The following is a 19429-nucleotide window of genomic DNA, read 5'->3' as shown; positions in this document are numbered from 1 at the left end:
AATGGACCTCAAGACTTTTCTTGATCGGCAGGCAATGGATCATGCCAACGCGCAGGCACTAGGACAGTGCCTGCGCGAGCTGGTTGAAGCCGGGCTTGATCAGCTGCCATTACCCGGCAGCGGCCAGACGCTGGAGCGATTCCAGCGACTGGCCGAAGTTGGCGGGCATGATTTGGGGCTGTGCAAGTTGTACGAGGGGCACACCGACGCACTGGCGATCCTTGCGCAACTCGGTGCATCTGCCCCGCCTTCCAGCACCTGGGGCATGTGGGCCGCCGAACCGCCCAACGCGCGGGTAAGTGTGGCGGTGCAAGGTTCATCGGCAGTGCTCACCGGTCGCAAGGCCTGGTGTTCGGGTGCGGGGGTGTTGAGCCACGCGCTGCTGACCGCCTGGGATGAGCAGGATCGCCAGCAGTTAGTCGCGGTCGCACTGAATCAACCCGGTGTGACGGTCACGGATCAAGGCTGGCAGGCGGTGGGTATGGCGGCGACCGGGAGTGTCGAAGTGCTATTCGATGGCGCGCAGGCGCAAGCCATCGGCAACCCCGGGGACTACCTGCAACGCCCCGGTTTCTGGCAAGGCGGGATCGGTATCGCGGCGTGCTGGTATGGCGCCGCTTGCAGCCTCGCCGAACGCTTGCGCACCCATTGCGCTCACCGCGAAGAACCCCATGCCCTCGCCCACCTGGGTGCCGTCGACAGCGCGTTGTACGGCGCGGCTTCAGTGCTGCGGCTCAGCGCATCGACCATCGACGCCGCTCCCCACGACAATGCCGAGCTGTTAGCCCGGCGCGCTCGCGCCGTCGTGGAAAACGCCGCCGAGCAGGTCATCCATCACGTGGGCCGTGCTTTGGGTGCCGCCCCGTACTGCAAGGACCCTCAATTTGCCCGCCTCATTGCCGATTTGCCGGTGTTCCTGCGGCAAAGCCATGCCGAGCGCGATCTTGCGGCGCTGGGGCAAACAATCATCCAAGGGACCTGGACGCTATGAAGACCAATCCAATCGTCGGCCAGGGCACGCCACTGCACCTGTGGCAGACCTCTCGCCACCTGGCACAACTGGCCACCGTCGATATTCTTGAACTGGTCCCTGAAGGCGCTCGGGCGGTCATCATCGCGCCGCACCCCGACGACGAAATACTCGGCTGCGGCGGCTTTCTGCAATTGCTGGCGCAGGCGGGTCGGGCGTTGCAGCTGATCTCGGTGACTGACGGCAGCGCCAGCCATCCAGGTTCCGAGCGTTGGCCGGTGGAACGGCTCAGCACGGTGCGCCCGCAGGAGTCCGTCGAAGCGCTACGCCGACTGGGTCTGCCATTGCACAGTTTGAGATGGCTGCGCGGTGGGTTTGCCGACAGCCAGGTGGCGGCACGGGAGACGGAACTGGTCGAGTTCATCGAGCGCCATCTGCGCGCCAAGGATGTGGTGTTTACCACGTGGCGCGAGGATGGCCATTGCGACCACGAAGCCGTAGGCCGCGCCAGTGCCGAGGCAGCGCAACGCGTCGGGGCCACGCTGCACGAATTGCCGGTGTGGACCTGGCATTGGGCGACCCCCGAAGACAGCGGCGTGCCGTGGCATCGGGCGCGAAAGATCCTGCTGGACCCGCCGCTGGTAGCGCGCAAACGTCACGCCATTCATGCGTTTGCCAGCCAGCTGGAAGGTGATCCCCAGGTCGGCTTGCCGCCGGTACTGGCGCCGTTTGTACTGGACCGGTTGCTGCAACCTTTTGAGGTGGTGTTTTTATGAGCGTAGAGGATCGCTATTTCGACGGGCTGTTTGCCGGCAACGATGACCCCTGGGCGTTCCGCGACCGCTGGTATGAACAACGCAAGCGCGCAATCACCCTGGCGGCATTACCCCGCCCCCGGTACCGCGCCATTTTCGAGCCAGGCTGTGCCAACGGTGAACTGAGTGCTGATCTGGCGACGCGCTGCGACCGCCTGTTGTGTTGCGACACGGCCAGCGCGGCGGTCACGCTGGCGCGGACTCGCCTGAGTCTGTTTGACCACGCCGAAGTCCGTCAGGGGCGCTTGCCCAATGACTGGCCGGAAGAACAGTTCGACCTCATCGTGCTGAGCGAGGTGGGTTATTACCTCGACGCCGAAGATCTCAAGCGGCTGATCGAAAAGGCCGGGCAATCCCTGACTGCCGATGGCCAGCTCCTCGCCTGCCATTGGCGTCCGCCCATCGATGGCTGCCCGTTGAACGCGCGGCAGGTGCATGACTTGCTGCACGAACAGTTGCATTTGCCGCGACTGGTGCTGCATCAGGAGGCGGATTTTCTGCTGGAAGTCTGGAGCCGCGAACCCCGTTCCGTGGCGGCGCTGGAGGGACTGCGTTAATCGATCGGATGGGCAGCGCGAAATAAAACGTACCGGATAGAACATCGACGCGACGAATCGCCAGACATGAGCAATACTCTTCCCGCGGCAATCCAGGGTACGGAGCGCCGACATTGTTCATACACCTACAACAAGGATGTCATTGCGATGAAATCTGCCTCCACCAGCGAAAACAGCCCGCCTGCACAGATCTGGAACGGCGCCCCGCAACTGGACAACATTCCCGTCATCAATACCGAAACCCTCGTCCCACCGGGCGCGCGGGCAGTGGTCATCTCGACCCACCCCGGCGATGAAGTGATGATGTGCGGTGGCCTGCTGCAATTGCTCAGTGCCTTGGGCCATCCCTTGCAATTGATCTCGATTTCCGATGGCAGCAACAGCCAGCCGGGGTCGCAACAGTGGTCGGAGAAACGCCTGAGTGTGTTTCGCTCCCAAGAAAGCGTCGAAGCGCTGCGCCGGCTCGGATTGCCCATGCACAGCCTGAAATGGGTGCGCGGCGGGTTTACCGACAACGCCCTGGCCGAGCAGGAAGCTCAATTGACCGAATTTATTGCGCGTTACCTGCGCCCCGGCGACGTGGTGTTCAGCACCTGGAGCGAGGACAGTAATCGCGACCACGACACGGTCAGCCGTGCCAGTGCCCGGGCGGCAAAAATGCTCGGTGCGACGTTCAACGAAGTACCGATTCAGGCGTGGCATCGGCCCCTGCGGGATCGCGAACAAATCCCCTGGCACCGTGCTCGCAAAGTCCGCCTCGACAGCTGGACCGTCGCGCGCAAAAGCCACGCCACTCACGCCTACGCCAGTCAACTCAACGGCGAACCCGCCATCGGCATCGCCCCCCTGCTGCCCAGGGTGCTGCTGCAACGCATGCGGTTGCCGTACGAGATTGTGTTTGTCTGAAGATAAAAAGATCATCGCAGCCTTCGGCAGCTCTTACCGTAGAAACGCGCCCCATGTAGGAGCTGCCGAAGGCTGCGATCTTTTGATACGGAACTCAGGCTGAACTGATCCCACGCACATCAGTCGCATACATATGAAGCCGACTCAGAGGTATGAACGTGACCAGTGATCCAACGCGGCAGGCGATCGATTCGGTGCCGTTGAACACCCCGCCGGCCGTTCATCGGCTACGCGTATTGACGGTCAATACCCACAAAGGATTCACCGCACTTAATCGACGTTTCATTCTTCCAGAACTCCGTGAAGCCGTGCGCAGTACCTCAGCGGACCTGGTTTTTTTGCAGGAAGTCGTCGGCGAACACGAGCGCCATTCCTCCCGGTTCAATAACTGGCCGCAAACGTCGCAATACGAATTTCTCGCCGACAGCATGTGGAGCGATTTTGCCTACGGGCGCAACGCTGTCTACCCCGATGGCCACCACGGTAATGCGCTGCTCTCCAAATACCCCATTCGCGAGTACCGCAACCTCGACGTCTCGATCACGGGCCCCGAGCGTCGCGGCTTGCTGCATTGTGTGCTGGACGTTCCGGGACACGCCGAAGTCCATGCCATCTGTGTGCACCTGAGCCTGTTGGAAAGCCATCGCCAGCTGCAACTGCAACTCCTCTGCCAGTTGCTCGAATCACTGCCTGACGATGCGCCGGTGATCATCGCTGGCGACTTCAACGACTGGCAATTGCAAGGCAATGCCGCCCTCGCCCGTCGCGATTATCTGCATGAAGCCTTCGAGCGCCACCACGGCCGCCCCGCAAAAACTTACCCGGCACGGTTTCCTCTACTACGCTTGGATCGGATTTACCTGCGTAATGCCAGCAGCCATGAACCGCGAATACTGGGTCACAAACCCTGGACGCACTTGTCGGATCACCTGCCGTTGGCGGTAGAAGTACATCTTTGATACGCGGGAATTCATCAGCACGACCTGTCAATTGTGTCAGTAGTTTCCTTTTGGAACTCTTGATAGGTTGTTGTTGATGCTAATGACCACGCGGAGACGAGAATGGATTTTTCGACAGCACGGCCCAAGTACCGCTTTAGCGTTTGCGCTGTTCCCCTCTGTTTTTGCATCGGCTGGTCGGTGAATGCCCAAGCCGCTTGCACACTCACTCCCTCCGCAGGCAACGACAATTACGTCTGTGACAGCGCCACCAGCGGACCGCTGACCGACCTGCTCGGCAACAACTCTCTGACCTTTCCTGCCAACGGTACCGGCCAAATCAACGGCAACGTCACCTTCGGCGCCGGCAGCGATAGTGTGGACATGAACTCGGGCACCCTCGCCGGCAATCTGGACCAGGGTGACGGCGTCGACACAATGCGAATCACGGCCGGGCAGATCATCGGCTCGGTAAGTCAAGGCAATGGCATCGACGATTTTTTCATGAGCGGCGGGACGATTCGGTCCCTGGCCCAAGGCGACGGTCGTGACACCTTTCTGATGACCGGGGGCAACATTGTCGGTGCGTTCGAAGACGGCGACGTGGCGAAGATGACTAACGGCACCATCGGTCGTGTCGACATGAAGCTCGACAACAACATCTTCGACCTGTCTGGCGGGCAAATCCTTGGCAACCTGGTGACCGGTTTCGGCACCGACACCATCATCGTCTCCGGCGGCAGAATCGGTGGCAACATCAGTGTCAGCGGCGGCAACGACAGCATCACCGTCAGCGGCGGCGAGATCGTAGGCGAGATCCGCGCCAGCGTCGGCGATGACAAGTTCAACTGGAGTGGCGGGCAAATAAAATCAGCGGTGCTCATGGGTGACGGCAACGATACTGCGCTGCTCAGCGGCCTGAGTGAAAGCCTGCTGAGCCTCACGCCTTCCATCGACGGCGGCCTGGGTACCGACCAGTTGACCTTCAACAACACCTCTTCTGCGAATGCAGCCCGGTACATCGGCTGGGAAAGCGTCAACCTTACGAACAACTCGCGATTTGACCTTGCCGGAGATTTTTTCCTTGGGGACAGCGCGACCGGTACCGGGACTTTTTCCATAGACGGCAGCAGCACCCTGGTGGTGACGCAAGGCAACATCCGCCCCTATACCGCAGGCCAGTTGGCAACGCTGAACAACGCCGGCATCATCGACATGACCAGCAACAGCAGCAGTGCCACCGACACCTTGACGGTCCACGGCAACTACGTCGGCAATAACGGGCAATTGCTGCTGCAAGCCGTGCTGGGTGACGACAGCTCAGCCAGCGACAAACTGGTGGTGTCCCAGGGTGGCATCACCGGCAATACCCAATTGGGGGTGACTAACCTGGGTGGGCTGGGCGGTTTGACCCAACAGAACGGTATCGAAGTGGTGCAGGCGCAAAACGGCGCCGTCAGCAGCAGCGATGCCTTTGCATTGAAAGGTTCGCTATCGGCCGGGGCCTATGAGTACTACCTGTTCAAGGGTGGCGTCACGGCGGGTTCAGAGAACAACTGGTACCTGCGTTCATCGGTCGTCGCCGTCGCGCCGCCCACCGTCCCGCCCGTGGTGACACCCCCTGTCGTACCGCCTGCGCCGCCGCCCATTGTGCAACCTGCGCCGGTGGTGGACCCGGATGAGCCTGCGGTCGAACCGCCAACCGCTCGACCTGTTGCCCCCGTCGAGCCAGCCGCCCCTGCACCCGCGCAGATTGCCGCCGAGACCTCCCCGACGCCCGCCGCCACCACTCCACCGATTCCTGCCGCGGTGGCCGGTGCAGCCCCGATTGCGTTGTATCGCCTGGAAGTGCCGGTGTACTCGGTGGTCATCCCTGCCGCTCAATTGATGACGCTGCAAGCATTGGGCACGTTCCACGAGCGCCAGGGCGAGCAGAGTCTGCTCACCGAAACCAATGCCGTCCCCGCAGGCTGGGGCCGCGTCTATGGCAGTAACCTGCAAAAGAGTTGGTCCGGCACCGCGGCACCGAGCTTCGACGGTTCGCTCCAGGGTTTTCAGATCGGTCATGATTTGTACGCCTCGCAGACCAGCGGGGGACAGCTGCAACGCTTTGGATTGTTTGTCGGCCACAGTCACCTGCAAGGCGATGTCGACGGTTTTGCCGAAGGCTTTCAGGACCGCCGCTCAGGTCGGGTAAAACTCGACGGTGATCACTTTGGTGGCTACTGGACATTGACTGACCCGGCCGGCTGGTACGTTGATGCCGTAGCGATGTGGTCACGTCTGGACGGCGACAACCGCTCCGAGCGTGGGGTAAAAATGGACACCGAAGGGCATGCCGTTGCCTTGTCGCTGGAGGCGGGCTATCCCATTCCCGTGTCGGAGAAGTGGGTGATCGAACCCCAGGCGCAAGTGATCAATCAACGCATCGATCTGGACAACCAGAATGACGGTATTTCCGACGTGTCATTTGATTCACAGGACTACGTGACGGGCCGGCTCGGCGCCCGCCTCAAAGGCCGATATCTGGCAAACAACGTTCCCCTTGAGCCCTATTTCAGGGTAAACGCCTGGCACACCTTTGACGGCTACGACACCGTTACCTACAACGGCGTCGACCGGATCAAGAGTGAGCACAAATCATCGTCGGCGGACATCGGTGCAGGGATTGTCGCGAAACTTTCTTCCAGCGTCAGTGTGTATGGGAGCGTCGACTACACCACCCAACTGGACACCAATGATCTGGAAGGGGTCAGTGGCAACCTGGGCCTGAGAATGAGCTGGTAGTGATTTGATACGACAGCTATCCGTGTCCCGTGTCTAGTCGCCAGTGCGAGACTACAGCAGCAGTATTGACAGCCAGGACCTGCGTGGTTTGTCAGGTAACGTGGGGGTCAGGGTTAGCTGGCAACCATCATTTAAACGCTCTGGCGCGGGTTTTTTTGACGATGTCATGTACAAACAAGTACTTAGATCAACGACATAAATCAGACACTTGACGGCGTTAAATTAACCCTACCATTTATCGGCCATTTTCTTGACGCAACGTCATGGGTCTTCTTAGCTACACGGTACTACCCCCGGAAATACCACCAGGTTAAAGCCTCCAGACACCCGACTAAACGGGCGGTCAGAGGCTTGCCTACTCCATTCGGTCGCCCCTCATTCGGGGTAGGAGAGACGCCAAAGCGAGATAGCGCATGCGATTGCAAGGTAGACCACCATGAGAACTTCACTCACCCCTCAAGAGATCAAAGTCACGTTTTGCACCGTTTCAAGCTCAATCCTGCTGTGTTCATCCATGGAGGTGAAGGCAGGCTCTGCCGAAGATGAAACGCTGCCCTGGTATCGCCAGGACGTACCGGTGCTGTCACTACCTGCTATTTCCATTACCGCCCCCTACCCAGGCCAGTTCAGCCCCGCTGACGATGTACGAAGTTCACGCCTCACGATTGAAGACGCAGCACCCTCCGCCTGGGATCAACTCTACGGCCAACCTTCGCGCCAGGCTCAAACCGACTTTATGGCCCAAGGCTCGTCACTCTCTGGCGGCACCGAATTCAAAGGCCCGGCGATCCTGACGCTGCAAAGCAGCAGCGGTCATACCCAGCGGGTCGGGCTGATCGGCGGCACCACCCAGTTCCAGGGCAACAGCAACGGTTTGTTGACCAGCCGTGCCCTGGCGGATCCCGCCACCGACACCCTCAACCTGCAAGGCCAGAGCCTTGGCGCGTACTGGAGCCTGACCGGCCCACAAGGCTGGCATGTGGATTTGTCTGCCAGTGGCGGCCGGGTCAACGGTTTCAGCCGCAATGAACAGGGCGCCCGGCAGATTACCGAAGGCAGCGCAGTGACGTTGTCGATTGAGGGCGGCTTCCCGATCGGAGTGAGTGAGAACTGGGTGGTCGAACCCCAGGCGCAGTTGATCAATCAGCGCATCACCCTGGACACGCCCTACGCCGGATCGAGCAACGCATCATCCAGCGACCTGACGTCCTGGAGCGGCCGGGTCGGTGCACGATTGAAAGGGAGCTACGACATCAATGGCCTGGGCGTGGAACCCTATGTTCGGACCAACCTGTGGCACACGGTGTATACCGGCAACACGGTGACCCTCGATCAGGTCGACAAGATCAGCAGCGGCCGCAATTCATCGACGGTGGAGTTGGGATTGGGTCTGGTGGCGAGGGTGACGCCGGTGGTGAGTCTGTACGTCAGCGCCGATTACAGCAGTGATGTGGATGACAACGATTTGAACGGGTTGATCGGCAGCCTGGGCGTACGGATGCGCTGGTGAGCGGTTGGCATTGAAAAAAGATCGCAGCCTGCGGCAGCTCCTACATTGACGGTGTGTTAACCCGATCCTGTAGGAGCTGCCGAAGGCTGCGATCTTTTGATTTACAGCTCCGGCCGCAGAATCAACACCGCCAACGGCGGCAGGTTCAAGCCCAGCGACAGCGGCTGCCCGTGGCTCGGTTCTTCTTCGGTAAACGCCCCGCCACCGTTGCCGTAGTTGGAACCGGCGTACATCGCCGCGTCACTGTTGATGACCTCGGTCCAGCGCCCGGCGAACGGCACGCCCACGCGGTAACCCTGACGTGGCACCGGGGTGAAGTTGGCCACCACCAATACCGGACGCCCGTCCTTGCTCCAGCGCAGGAACGCATAGACGCTGTTGATCGCATCGTCGCCGATCAACCACTGGAACCCCTGCGGCGCGTCGTCCTGATCGTGCATCGCCGGTTCTTCGCGATACAACCGGTTCAGGTCACCCACCAGCTTCTGCACCCCCTTGTGTTCGGAGTACTGCAGCAGGTACCAGTCCAGTTGCTGATCGTGGTTCCACTCGCGCCACTGGCCGAATTCGCAGCCCATGAACAACAATTTCTTGCCCGGGTGCGACCACATGAAACTCAGGTACGCCCGCAGGTTGGCAAATTTCTGCCAGCGATCACCCGGCATCTTGTCGATCAGCGAATGCTTGCCGTGCACCACTTCATCGTGGGAGATCGGCAGGATGAAACGCTCGGACCACGCATACACCAGGCCGAAACTCAGCTCGTTGTGGTGATGCCCGCGGTAGACCGGGTCCTGCTGGATGTAATGCAGTGAATCGTGCATCCAGCCCATGTTCCATTTGTAATCGAAACCCAGGCCGCCCTGTTGCGTGCTCTGGCTCACACCCGGCCACGCAGTGGATTCTTCGGCGATCACCAGCGCACCCGGCGCTTCGAGATTGACTACGTCATTAAGGTGGCGCAGGAAGTCGATGGCTTCCAGGTTCTCGCGACCGCCATGCCGGTTCGGTACCCACTCGCCAGCCTTGCGCGAGTAATCGCGATACAGCATCGACGCCACTGCATCGACACGCAGGCCATCGACGTGGAAATGCTTGAGCCAGTGCAGCCCCGACGCCAGCATATAACCGTGCACTTCGGTGCGGCCGAGGTTGTAGATCAGCGTGTCCCAATCCTGATGGAAGCCTTCCTGTGGGTTGCCATACTCGTACAGCGCAGTGCCGTCGAACTGGGCCAGGCCGTGGGTATCGGTCGGAAAATGCGCCGGAACCCAGTCAAGGATCACGCCGATATCCGCTAGGTGGCAGGCATTGACGAAGGCGGCGAAATCATCCGGCGAACCGTAGCGGGCGCTCGGGGCGAACTGCGAGAGCAGTTGATAGCCCCACGAACCACCGAACGGGTGTTCCATGATCGGCATCAGTTCGATGTGGGTGAAGCCCAGTTCCTTGACGTAAGGAATCAGCCGTTCACCCAGTTCATGCCAGGTGTACTGACGGGCGACTTCACCCAGATCGTCCAGTTCGCACTGCCAGGAACCGGCGTGCAATTCGTAGATCGACAACGGCGCGCTCGGCTTTTGACGCTCGCCCCGCGCCTGCATCCACTCGTGATCCTGCCAGTCGATGTTCAGTGGTGAGGCGACTTTCGACGCAGTGTCCGGTGGCAGCGAGGTTGCCAGCGCCATCGGATCGGCCTTGAGCGGCAGAATGCCCTGGGCACCGAGGATCTCGTATTTGTAGGCTTCACCGGCCTGCATGCGCGGGATGAACAACTCCCAGACACCGGTAGGATGACGTAGGCGCATCGGATGACGACGACCGTCCCAATTGTTGAAATCGCCGACCACCGACACCCGCTTGGCATTCGGTGCCCAGACGGCAAATCGCACGCCATCGACGCCATCAACCGTCTTCAGCTGCGCACCGAGGCAGCTGCTGAGGTCGCGGTGATTGCCTTCGGCGAACAGGTACAAATCCATCTCGCCGAGCAACGGGCCGAAGCTGTAAGGGTCTTCCGACACCTGCTCGCCACCGGCCCAGCGGGTGCGCAGCACATACGGCTGAGCCCGGTCGAAATGGCCGACAAACAATCCAGGCGTCTGGGTCGCTTCAAGGTTGCCGAGTTCTTCCCCGGAGTCCTTGGCGATGACCTGCACGCTCAAGGCGTCTGGCAGATAAGCCCGAATGAATTGCCCGCCGGTGCCATCGCCGTGGGGGCCCAGAATTGCAAAGGGGTCGAGATGCTCGGCGCGCACCAGCGCGTCGATGTCCCGCGATGAGGGCAGCAGCGCTTCTTTAGCGTGACCCTGTTCCTTGTTCGAGAAACTCATGACTACTCTCCACCAAGATCGGAAAAGGGTTTAAGCCCACTCAATAATCCATATAAACCATGCAACGGCACGGGCAGCCAGGTCGGGCGATTCTCAGCCTCATAGGCCACCTCGTACGCGGCCTTTTCCAGACCGAACAACGCCAGCGCAGCATCCTCGCCTTCAGGATCTTGCCACGCATGAGCAAGACTAGCTGCCGCTCGCCGATAGGCGTCGATAAATGCGATTTTTGCCTCACTCAAATAACGATCGGCAACCCGCGTGCGCGCAGCTTGCGCAGTTTCGGTGTTGTCGACGTTGTGCACATTGATCGTCATCGCCGCTGCGTAATCAAATGAGCGCAACACGCCGCTGACGTCTTTATATGGACTGTGCTTGCCCCGTCGTTCATGCAATGGCCGCGCCGGCTCGCCTTCAAAGTCGATCAGGTATGCATCGCCCTTGATCACCAGAACCTGACCCAAATGCAAATCGCCGTGGACTCGGATGCGCAAACCACCGGCCGACTTTTTACCCAGGTCCTGAACATGACTCAGGATCGCCTTTTTGTTGTCCAGTAAACGACTGACCAGCGCTTGGTCTTCGGGGTTCAGTTCGTTTTGATGCTCCTTGAGCAACTTCAGTGAGTGCTCAACTTGGGCCGCGACATCCTTGGCCGATGCGAGGGCTTCTTTCTGCGTGGTGATGTGCGGTGCGAAGTCCGGGTCATCGGTGGACGCTGCCAGCACCTGATGCATTTCGCCTAATCGCTGACCCAGCATGCCGGCGAAATCTTTCAGCTCCCCGAGCGCGTTGTAATGTTGCTCCTGCTCGGAGATGGCTTCCGCCAGTTCGTCGCGCAATGCCCGTTCGAGGTTGTTCTGGGTCCATTCCCAGGCGTCGCCCTGATTGCTCAAAAAGCCTTGGGCGATCATCAGCAGCGTGTCTTCACCCTGCGTATCACGGCGAATCACCGAACCCAGCAGCGGCGAAATATTGCTGAAGCCAGCCTTGGTCAGGTAAGCGCTCATCTCCAGTTCCGGGTGCACGCCGGAGGCGATTTTACGAATCAGCTTGAGCACCAGGCTCTTGCCAACCACCACCGAACTGTTGGATTGCTCGGCAGACAGGTAACGCACCTCGGACTCTGTGTTGAGTCCCAGCTTGGCCAATTCGGGGGTCGGTTCGAAGCGGATCTCGCCGGCTTCCGAGGGCAATACCGAGTTGTTCTGCATACCTTGCAGGACCGCACGAATGAAGTTCTCCAGGGCGAATGCATCCGTGATGACGCCGACCTGACGCCCACGTCTTACCCGAGCCAGTGCCAACTGTTGCGGCAATGCAGGCCCGACCTGATCTTCGGCGATAAAGCCGAACGGCAGTTGGTAGCGGCTGGTCTGGCCGTTGCTGGTGACATCGATTTCGCTGAGCAACACCGGGTGCTGGGCATCGCCGAAGCGCACGCCGTAGGCCAGCCTGACCTGATCGATGGCGGCATCTTTACCGGCAAACCAGCGACGGTTTTGCAGCCAGTTCGGCAGAATCCCTCGCTCCAGGGTGTCGCGGGTCGGCGCGTCGAGCAACTCTTCCATGCGGTGTTTGAGCACCAGTGTGGTGAAGTCCGGCAGGCTTTGCGCCGGTTCGACGTGCCAGCTGGGCATCTGATTCTCCGCGGCCAGGCCGAACCAATAGAAGCCGTAAGGGGCCAGGGTCAACAGGAAATTCAGCTGGCCAATCGGCGGGAAGGCATTACCGCCCAGCATCTCCACCGGCACCATGCCGACGTAGGCCGACAGGTCCAGTTCCGCCGCTTGCGCACTGCGCGAAACGTTGGCCACACAGAGGATGATTTCGTGCTTGCCATCCTCCCCGGTGAATTCACGGGTGTAAGCCAGGATCCGCCGGTTGCTGGGCGAGAGCATTTTCAACGTGCCGCGACCAAACGCCTTGGACTGCTTGCGCACAGCCAGCATGCGGCGGGTCCAGTTCAGCAGCGAATGCGGGTCGCCGGCCTGGGTTTCAACGTTGACCGACAGATAGCCGTATTGCGGGTCCATGATCGGCGGCAACACCAGGCTGGCCGGGTCGGCGCGGGAGAAGCCGCCGTTGCGGTCGATCGACCATTGCATGGGCGTGCGTACGCCGTCGCGGTCGCCGAGGTAAATGTTGTCGCCCATGCCGATTTCATCGCCGTAGTACAAGGTCGGCGTGCCAGGCATCGACAACAACAGGCTGTTCAGCAGCTCCACGCGACGACGGTCGCGTTCCATCAGCGGCGCCAGGCGTCGGCGGATACCCAGGTTGATCCGCGCCCGACGGTCGGCGGCGTAGTAGTTCCACAGGTAGTCACGCTCTTTGTCAGTGACCATCTCCAGCGTCAGTTCATCGTGGTTACGCAGGAAAATCGCCCATTGGCAATTGGCCGGAATTTCCGGGGTCTGGCGCAGGATATCGGTGATCGGGAAACGGTCTTCCTGGGCCAGCGCCATGTACATGCGCGGCATCAACGGGAAGTGGAACGCCATGTGGCATTCGTCGCCATTCTGGCCTTCAGCGTCGGTGTCACCGAAGTACAACTGCGTGTCTTCCGGCCATTGGTTGGCCTCGGCCAGCAACATGCGGTCCGGGTAGTTGGCGTCGATCTCGGCGCGGATCTGCTTGAGGACGTCGTGGGTCTCGGGCAGGTTCTCGTTGTTGGTGCCGTCGCGCTCGATCAGGTAAGGAATGGCATCCAGGCGCAGGCCATCGATGCCCATGTCCAGCCAGTAACGCATCACGGACAGCACAGCTTTCATGACTTGCGGATTGTCGAAATTCAGGTCTGGCTGGTGGGAATAGAACCGGTGCCAGAAATACTGGCCAGCCACGGGGTCCCAGGTCCAGTTGGACTTCTCGGTGTCGAGAAAGATGATGCGGGTTTCGTCGTACTTTTGATCGTCATCCGACCACACATAAAAGTCCCGGGCCGCCGAACCTTTCTTGGCTTTGCGGGCGCGCTGGAACCAGGCGTGCTGGTCGGATGTGTGGTTGATGACCAGTTCGGTGATCACCCGCAGACCGCGTTCATGGGCCTCGGAGATGAACCGCCTGGCATCGGCCATGGTGCCGTAGTCGGGGTGCACGCCACGGTACTCGGCGATGTCATAGCCATCGTCGCGCCGAGGGGACGGGTAGAACGGCAGGAGCCAGATGGTGTTGACGCCGAGGTCGGCAATGTAATCAAGTTTGGCTATGAGGCCGGGAAAGTCGCCGATCCCGTCATTGTTGGAGTCGAAAAAAGACTTAACGTGTACCTGGTAGATCACCGCATCCTTGTACCAGAGCGGGTCCTTGATAAAAGTGGCTGCCTTGGGTTTCTTCGCCATTTGAAACTCCTGTTCAATTCATTAAAGCCACTTGAGCGCAGCACCCGCAATACACCGGCCTACCCTGTAGGAGCTGCCGCAGGCTGCGATCTTTTGACTTTGACTTTAAAGATCAAAAGATCGCAGCCTCGTTGCACTCGACAGCTCCTACAGGGGTGCGGCGGTGTAGTTACGACGTAGAAATCCGCCAAATCCCGAACGGCTGGTGCGCCGGGTCGATGCGCATGAACTGATACTTGCCGTACCAGGTCCAGCGATGGCCACTCATCAAGTCCTCACCCTGGGTATGGGCGTCGTCGGGCAAACCCATCTCCCACAGCGGCAGCTCGAAGTTCGCTTCCTGCACGTTATGCGGATCAAGATTCACCGCCACCAGAATGAAATTGCTGCCGTCAGCACTGCGTTTGCCGAAGTACAGAATGTTGTCGTTCCAGGCGTTGTAGATCTTCAAGCCCAGGTGCGTCTGCAGCGCCGGGTTCTGCCGGCGAATCCGGTTGAGTTGGGCAATTTCGGCAATGATGTTGCCGGGCGCATTGAAGTCCCGCGGACGGATCTCATACTTCTCGGAGTTGAGGTATTCCTCTTTGCCCGGCACAGGTGCCGATTCACACAGCTCGAAGCCCGAGTACATGCCCCACAGACCGGAGCCCATGGTCGCCAGCGCTGCGCGGATGAGGAAACCGGCGCGACCGGATTCGTGCAGGAACGCCGGATTGATGTCTGGCGTGTTGACGAAGAAGTTTGGCCGGTAGCACTCGCGCCACGGCGACTCGTTGAGCTCGGTCAGATAGGTCGACAGCTCGTACTTGGTGTTGCGCCAGGTGAAATAGGTGTAGCTCTGGGAGTAGCCGACCTTGCCCAACCGCGCCATCATCGCCGGGGTGGTGAAAGCTTCTGCGAGGAAAATCACTTCCGGGTACAGCGCTCTCACGTCTGCAATCAACCATTGCCAGAACGGCAGCGGTTTGGTGTGCGGGTTATCGACGCGGAAGATCTTCACGCCCTCCTCGACCCAACCCACCACAATGTCTCGCAGTTCGACCCACAGGCTCGGGATCGCGTCAGCGGCATAGAAGTCGACGTTGACGATGTCCTGGTATTTTTTCGGCGGGTTCTCGGCGTACTTGATCGTGCCGTCCGGACGCCAGTTGAACCAGCCCGGATGCTGCTGGAGCCACGGGTGATCCTGGGAGCACTGGATCGCGAAATCGAGGGCAATCTCCAGCCCGTGATCCGCCGCCGCGGCGACCAGCCGACGGAAATCTTCGCGGGTACCCAGTTCCGAATGAATGGCTTCGTGCCCCCCTTCGGCGCTGCCGATGGCGTACGGGCTGCCCGGATCGTTGGGCCCGGCGGTCAGGGAGTTGTTCGGGCCTTTGCGGTGGCTGCGGCCGATGGGGTGGATCGGCGGGAAGTACAGCACGTCAAACCCCATGTCCTGAATCATCGGCAGCCGCGAATGCACGTCATTAAAGGTGCCATGGCGTGCCGGATCGTCAGTGATCGAACGGGGGAACAATTCATACCAACTGGCGAACTGCGCCAATTCGCGCTCAACGTCCAGCGGGTATTCCGGGCTGAGGCTGACGAAAGCACGGTGATCGGCCTGGGCCATCAGGTCGGCGCTACGTTGGTGCAGAAACAGGGCGACCTGCTCGGTTTCGAGCAGACCGGACAGTTCATGATGCAAGGCGGCCAGCGCTTCGCTCAGTTGTCCTTCCGAGCGTTCGGCTGCTTGTTGAACGTGCGTACGACCTTCCTGCAGCTCAAGGCTGACCGGCACCCGTGCGGTGTGCTTTTTTTCCAGCTCGTAACAGAAGCTGGCGAACTGGTCGATCCAGGCCTCGATGCAATAGACGTAACGGCCCTGGCGTTCCACGCGAAACTGGCCTTGCCAGCCGTTATTGCCAAGCTCGCCCATGACCGCTGAGTGCCACTGCTCATCGCCTTCAGCACGCCAGCGCACCCGCACGGCCATCTTGTCGTGACCGTCGGCAAATACCTTGCTGGTCACCACCACGTCCTGCCCGACGACGGCCTTGACCGCGAACTGGCCGCCATCAAGGGTCGGCATGGTGTCTTCAATGGCAATACGCGGCAGTAGCAAAGCCTGCGACAGCGGAATGTGCGGGTTGTAACTCAGCTCGTTAGGTTTTTCGATCGTCATCGAGCATCTCTCCTTTACGCCCCATGGACGCTCTTGTGCTGGGTCGACGTTCGCGCAAAGCGCTCAGCCCTGAAATGAACTCACTAAGTTCCGAGCGACCTGCGCCGCTAAAGTTCACGCTGATTCGCATGGGTGTTTACGGGAATCAAATCATTTGTCCGGTGGTCAACAGACTTAAGCACGACTCACGCCATGTGCCACTGGAGCTTGAACGATGAATATTCCAATCCCTGCTGAAACGCCCGATCCGAACATCGACAATCCGACGATCCCACCGACCGAGCCTGAGCCAGTTCCCGAACAAGAACCGCCTGGAACCACCCCGCCACCTCGGGAAGATCCGCCAGAGACCATGCCGCCTGTGATTGTCTGAACCTGTAACTCCTGTAACTCCTGTAACTCCTGTAGGAGCTGTCGAGTGAAACGAGGCTGCGATCTTTTGATTTTGTTTTTTTTAAACGCAAGATCAAAAGATCGCAGCCTCGTTTCACTCGACAGCTCCTACAGGGTCCTACAAGGCCACAACGTCCTACGGCTCATCACGGTCCTTATCCAGCAGCTTCACGATCCTCGGCATTACGCTGAAGATCGCCAACGCCAATAACGTACTGAGCACCGCTGTGGATTCACGCCCCATCCCCGCGGCCACCCCGATCGCAGCGGTCATCCACAACCCGGCGGCGGTAGTCAGGCCCTTGACGTGGCCTTCCTCGCCTTCGGTGTTTTTCAGGATGGTGCCGGCGCCCAGAAAACCGATCCCGGCAATCACCCCCTGCACCACCCGGCTCATCGCGTCGGCCTGAGAACCGGACATCTGCGGTACCAACACAAACAGTGCCGCGCCCAAGGCCACCAGCATGTGGGTGCGAACCCCGGCGGCCTTGCCCTTGTGCTCGCGTTCAAACCCGAGAATGCCGCCCAACAGCGCAGCAATCACCAGTCTCACGGTAATTCGTGTCAATTGTGCGGCGTCGCCAATGTCGGCGAATTCCGCTTGCAGGGTCACCCATACTTCATGCCACCACGCGTTCATGCGGCTGTCCTTGTGAATTGGTCTAGACGATGGACCGCGCCGACCATTAATCGGTTGCACCGAACGATGCCGACGACTGACGCCCTAATGCTAGAGAACCCCCGCAGAAAAAAGGACATCACCATGACCGTGCGCATCGAAAATCAGACTTGCTTCTTCACCCTCGAGAACGGCGAGGAAATTCGCCTGTGCCCCGACGTCACCGTGATCACCGACTCCGACAAAGCCATGTCGGCGGTGGAGCTCAATGGCCAGCGCATTTACATCACCGAAGCAGAAGCCGACGCATTGACCGTAGCAGGCGCAGTGGATGGTCGTAAGCATTTGAAGGCGACCGACAGTGATTCGGTGATTTAGCTGACGCTGATCAACAACGCTCACAGACGGCTGATATAGGCGTCGATGTCCCGCTGTGGCGGATGCTTCAACTTGTCGCAGGGAGCGGATCAGGGCTCATCTGATCCGCTTTTTATTGCGATACCTGAGTCTGTTATGCAAACAGATCGACGCTCATAGTGCTCCGGCCTGATGGAGGCTGATGAGCGAAAGACCATGAGCGAAAGAATTCCCGTCCGAACCGTAGAAAGCATCCCGCCTGTACAGACCTATGAGCCTTCGCGTCCAAAGATGAAGGCCCGGTCCAGCGACAACCTGATCCACACCCGCAGCTTTACCGGCCTGTTTCGCAACCTGCGATTGACCGGTGCCGGTTTTCTGTTCCTGCTGTTCTTTGGCACGGTGTGGTTGAACTGGGGTGGCCGCCAGGCGGTGCTGTGGGACCTGTCCGAAAGCAAATTCCACATTTTTGGCGCGACCTTCTGGCCCCAGGATTTCATCCTGCTGTCAGCGCTGCTGATCATTGCTGCGTTCGGCCTGTTCGCAATCACCGTGTTTGCTGGCCGGGTGTGGTGCGGCTACACCTGCCCGCAGAGCTCCTGGACCTGGATCTTCATGTGGTGCGAGAAGATCACCGAAGGCGAACGCAACCAGCGGATCAAACTGCAAGCCGCTCCCTGGACGCTGAACAAACTCATGCGCCGCTCGGCCAAGCACACGCTGTGGCTGGCGATCAGCCTGCTCACGGGCCTGACATTTGTCGGTTACTTCACCCCGATCCGGCCACTGGCCGAAGAGCTCCTGACGCTGCAAATGGCCGGTGTCAGCCTGTTCTGGGTGCTGTTCTTCACCGGTGCCACCTACATCAACGCCGGCTGGTTGCGTGAAGCCGTGTGCATGCACATGTGCCCGTATGCGCGGTTCCAGAGCGTGATGTTCGACAAGGACACCCTGACCATTTCCTACGACGTCGCTCGCGGCGAAAACCGTGGCCCGCGCAAACGTGAAGTCAAACCTGCCGACGTCGGCCTGGGCGATTGCATCGACTGCCAGGTGTGCGTGCAGGTCTGCCCGACCGGCATCGACATCCGCGATGGCTTGCAGATGGAGTGCATTGGCTGCGCGGCGTGCATCGACGCCTGTGATTCGATCATGGACAAAATGGGCTATGCCCGTGGACTGATCAGCTATACCTCCGAGCACGAGTTGCAAGGCGGCAAGACGCACTTGTTGCGCCCCAGGTTGATCGGCTACACGGCGGTGCTGCTGGTGATGATCGGCGCCCTCGCCCTCGCGCTGGTCGAGCGGCCGATGGTATCGCTGGATGTGAGCAAAGACCGGGGCCTGTTCCGTGAAAACAGCCAGGGTCAGATCGAGAACATCTACAGCTTGAAGGTGATCAACAAGACCCAGCAGCGTCAGGATTACCGGCTGACCCTGGTCGATGGCGATGGTTTCCAGCTCCAGGGCAAGACCGAACTGAGCCTGGCGCCCGGCGAGATCGTTGATGTGCCGGTATCGGTGGCGATGACGACAGAACGCCCGAGCAGCAGTTCGCAGAGCATCAGCTTCAAGATTGTCGACAGCGATGAACCGCAGATTTATAGCGTGGCCAAAAGCCGGTTTGTAGCGCCGATGAATCGGTGATCCCTTAACATGCAGACGCACGATCCCCTGTGGCGAGGGAGTTCACTCCCGCTGGGTTGCGAAGCAGCCCAAAATATATTGGCAAC

At 59.9% G+C, this 19429-nt stretch carries 14 protein-coding genes; 10 read left to right on the top strand and 4 right to left on the bottom strand.

Annotation, left to right across the window (positions count from 1 at the left end; all coding sequences use genetic code 11):
* The first annotated feature begins 1 nt into the window (after position 1).
* The 7 genes from ACA063_RS14045 to ACA063_RS14015 all read left to right on the top strand — a co-directional run bounded on the left by ACA063_RS14045 (position 2) and on the right by ACA063_RS14015 (position 8483).
* Positions 2-991: an acyl-CoA dehydrogenase family protein gene (locus ACA063_RS14045; RefSeq protein ID WP_497666361.1), complete on the top strand. Its 990-nt coding sequence runs from the start codon at positions 2-4 to the stop codon at positions 989-991.
* Positions 988-1746 carry a PIG-L deacetylase family protein gene (locus ACA063_RS14040; RefSeq protein ID WP_497666360.1) on the top strand — a complete coding sequence of 253 codons (759 nt, stop codon included), beginning with the start codon at positions 988-990 and terminating at the stop codon, positions 1744-1746. Before ACA063_RS14045 ends, ACA063_RS14040 begins: the two co-directional genes overlap by 4 nt.
* Positions 1743-2342 (top strand): SAM-dependent methyltransferase, encoded by a 600-nt coding sequence (locus ACA063_RS14035; RefSeq protein WP_497666359.1) that lies wholly within the window; start codon positions 1743-1745, stop codon positions 2340-2342. Before ACA063_RS14040 ends, ACA063_RS14035 begins: the two co-directional genes overlap by 4 nt.
* A gap of 147 nt (positions 2343-2489) precedes the next feature.
* The gene (locus ACA063_RS14030; protein ID WP_497666358.1) at positions 2490-3248 is read left to right on the top strand and encodes a PIG-L deacetylase family protein; all 759 of its coding nucleotides are present in this window, start codon (positions 2490-2492) and stop codon (positions 3246-3248) included.
* Between the two features lie 158 nt (positions 3249-3406).
* Positions 3407-4207 (top strand): endonuclease/exonuclease/phosphatase family protein, encoded by an 801-nt coding sequence (locus ACA063_RS14025; protein WP_497666525.1) that lies wholly within the window; start codon positions 3407-3409, stop codon positions 4205-4207.
* 102 nt (positions 4208-4309) lie between these two features.
* Positions 4310-6973: an autotransporter family protein gene (locus ACA063_RS14020; RefSeq protein ID WP_497666357.1), complete on the top strand. Its 2664-nt coding sequence runs from the start codon at positions 4310-4312 to the stop codon at positions 6971-6973.
* Positions 6974-7409: 436 nt separating this feature from the next.
* Entirely contained in the window at positions 7410-8483 is a 1074-nt protein-coding gene (locus ACA063_RS14015; RefSeq protein ID WP_497666356.1) for an autotransporter domain-containing protein, read from the top strand.
* 101 nt (positions 8484-8584) lie between these two features.
* On the opposite strand, the gene glgB is transcribed toward ACA063_RS14015, so the two are convergent.
* The 3 genes from glgB to ACA063_RS14000 all read right to left on the bottom strand — a co-directional run bounded on the left by glgB (position 8585) and on the right by ACA063_RS14000 (position 16327).
* Positions 8585-10816 (bottom strand): 1,4-alpha-glucan branching protein GlgB, encoded by a 2232-nt coding sequence (gene glgB / locus ACA063_RS14010; RefSeq protein WP_497666355.1) that lies wholly within the window; start codon positions 10814-10816, stop codon positions 8585-8587.
* A 2-nt stretch (positions 10817-10818) separates the two neighbouring features.
* Entirely contained in the window at positions 10819-14160 is a 3342-nt protein-coding gene (gene treS, locus ACA063_RS14005) for a maltose alpha-D-glucosyltransferase (protein WP_497666354.1), read from the bottom strand.
* A 169-nt stretch (positions 14161-14329) separates the two neighbouring features.
* Positions 14330-16327 carry an alpha-1,4-glucan--maltose-1-phosphate maltosyltransferase gene (locus ACA063_RS14000; protein ID WP_497666353.1) on the bottom strand — a complete coding sequence of 666 codons (1998 nt, stop codon included), beginning with the start codon at positions 16325-16327 and terminating at the stop codon, positions 14330-14332.
* Between the two features lie 214 nt (positions 16328-16541).
* Between ACA063_RS14000 and ACA063_RS13995 the strand changes: the two genes are divergently transcribed.
* A complete protein-coding gene (locus ACA063_RS13995; protein WP_194693208.1) occupies positions 16542-16700 on the top strand; it encodes a hypothetical protein in 159 nt (52 codons plus the stop codon).
* Between the two features lie 156 nt (positions 16701-16856).
* Here the strand turns inward: ACA063_RS13995 and ACA063_RS13990 are convergent, their stop codons facing one another.
* Complete coding sequence (locus ACA063_RS13990) at positions 16857-17360, bottom strand: MgtC/SapB family protein (RefSeq protein ID WP_497666352.1); 504 nt, start codon at positions 17358-17360, stop codon at positions 16857-16859.
* A 123-nt stretch (positions 17361-17483) separates the two neighbouring features.
* Between ACA063_RS13990 and ACA063_RS13985 the strand changes: the two genes are divergently transcribed.
* Together ACA063_RS13985 and ccoG are read left to right on the top strand one after the other, a co-directional pair.
* Positions 17484-17717, top strand: coding sequence for a DUF3203 family protein (locus ACA063_RS13985; protein WP_497666351.1), 234 nt, complete (start codon positions 17484-17486; stop codon positions 17715-17717).
* Positions 17718-17912: 195 nt separating this feature from the next.
* Positions 17913-19343, top strand: a complete 1431-nt coding sequence (ccoG, locus tag ACA063_RS13980; RefSeq protein ID WP_497666350.1) for a cytochrome c oxidase accessory protein CcoG — start codon at positions 17913-17915, stop codon at positions 19341-19343.
* The last annotated feature ends 86 nt before the right edge of the window (positions 19344-19429 follow it).

It is taken from the genome of Pseudomonas sp. LBUM1643, from assembly GCF_059716215.1.
This window is presented reverse-complemented; position numbering and strand designations above follow the sequence as displayed.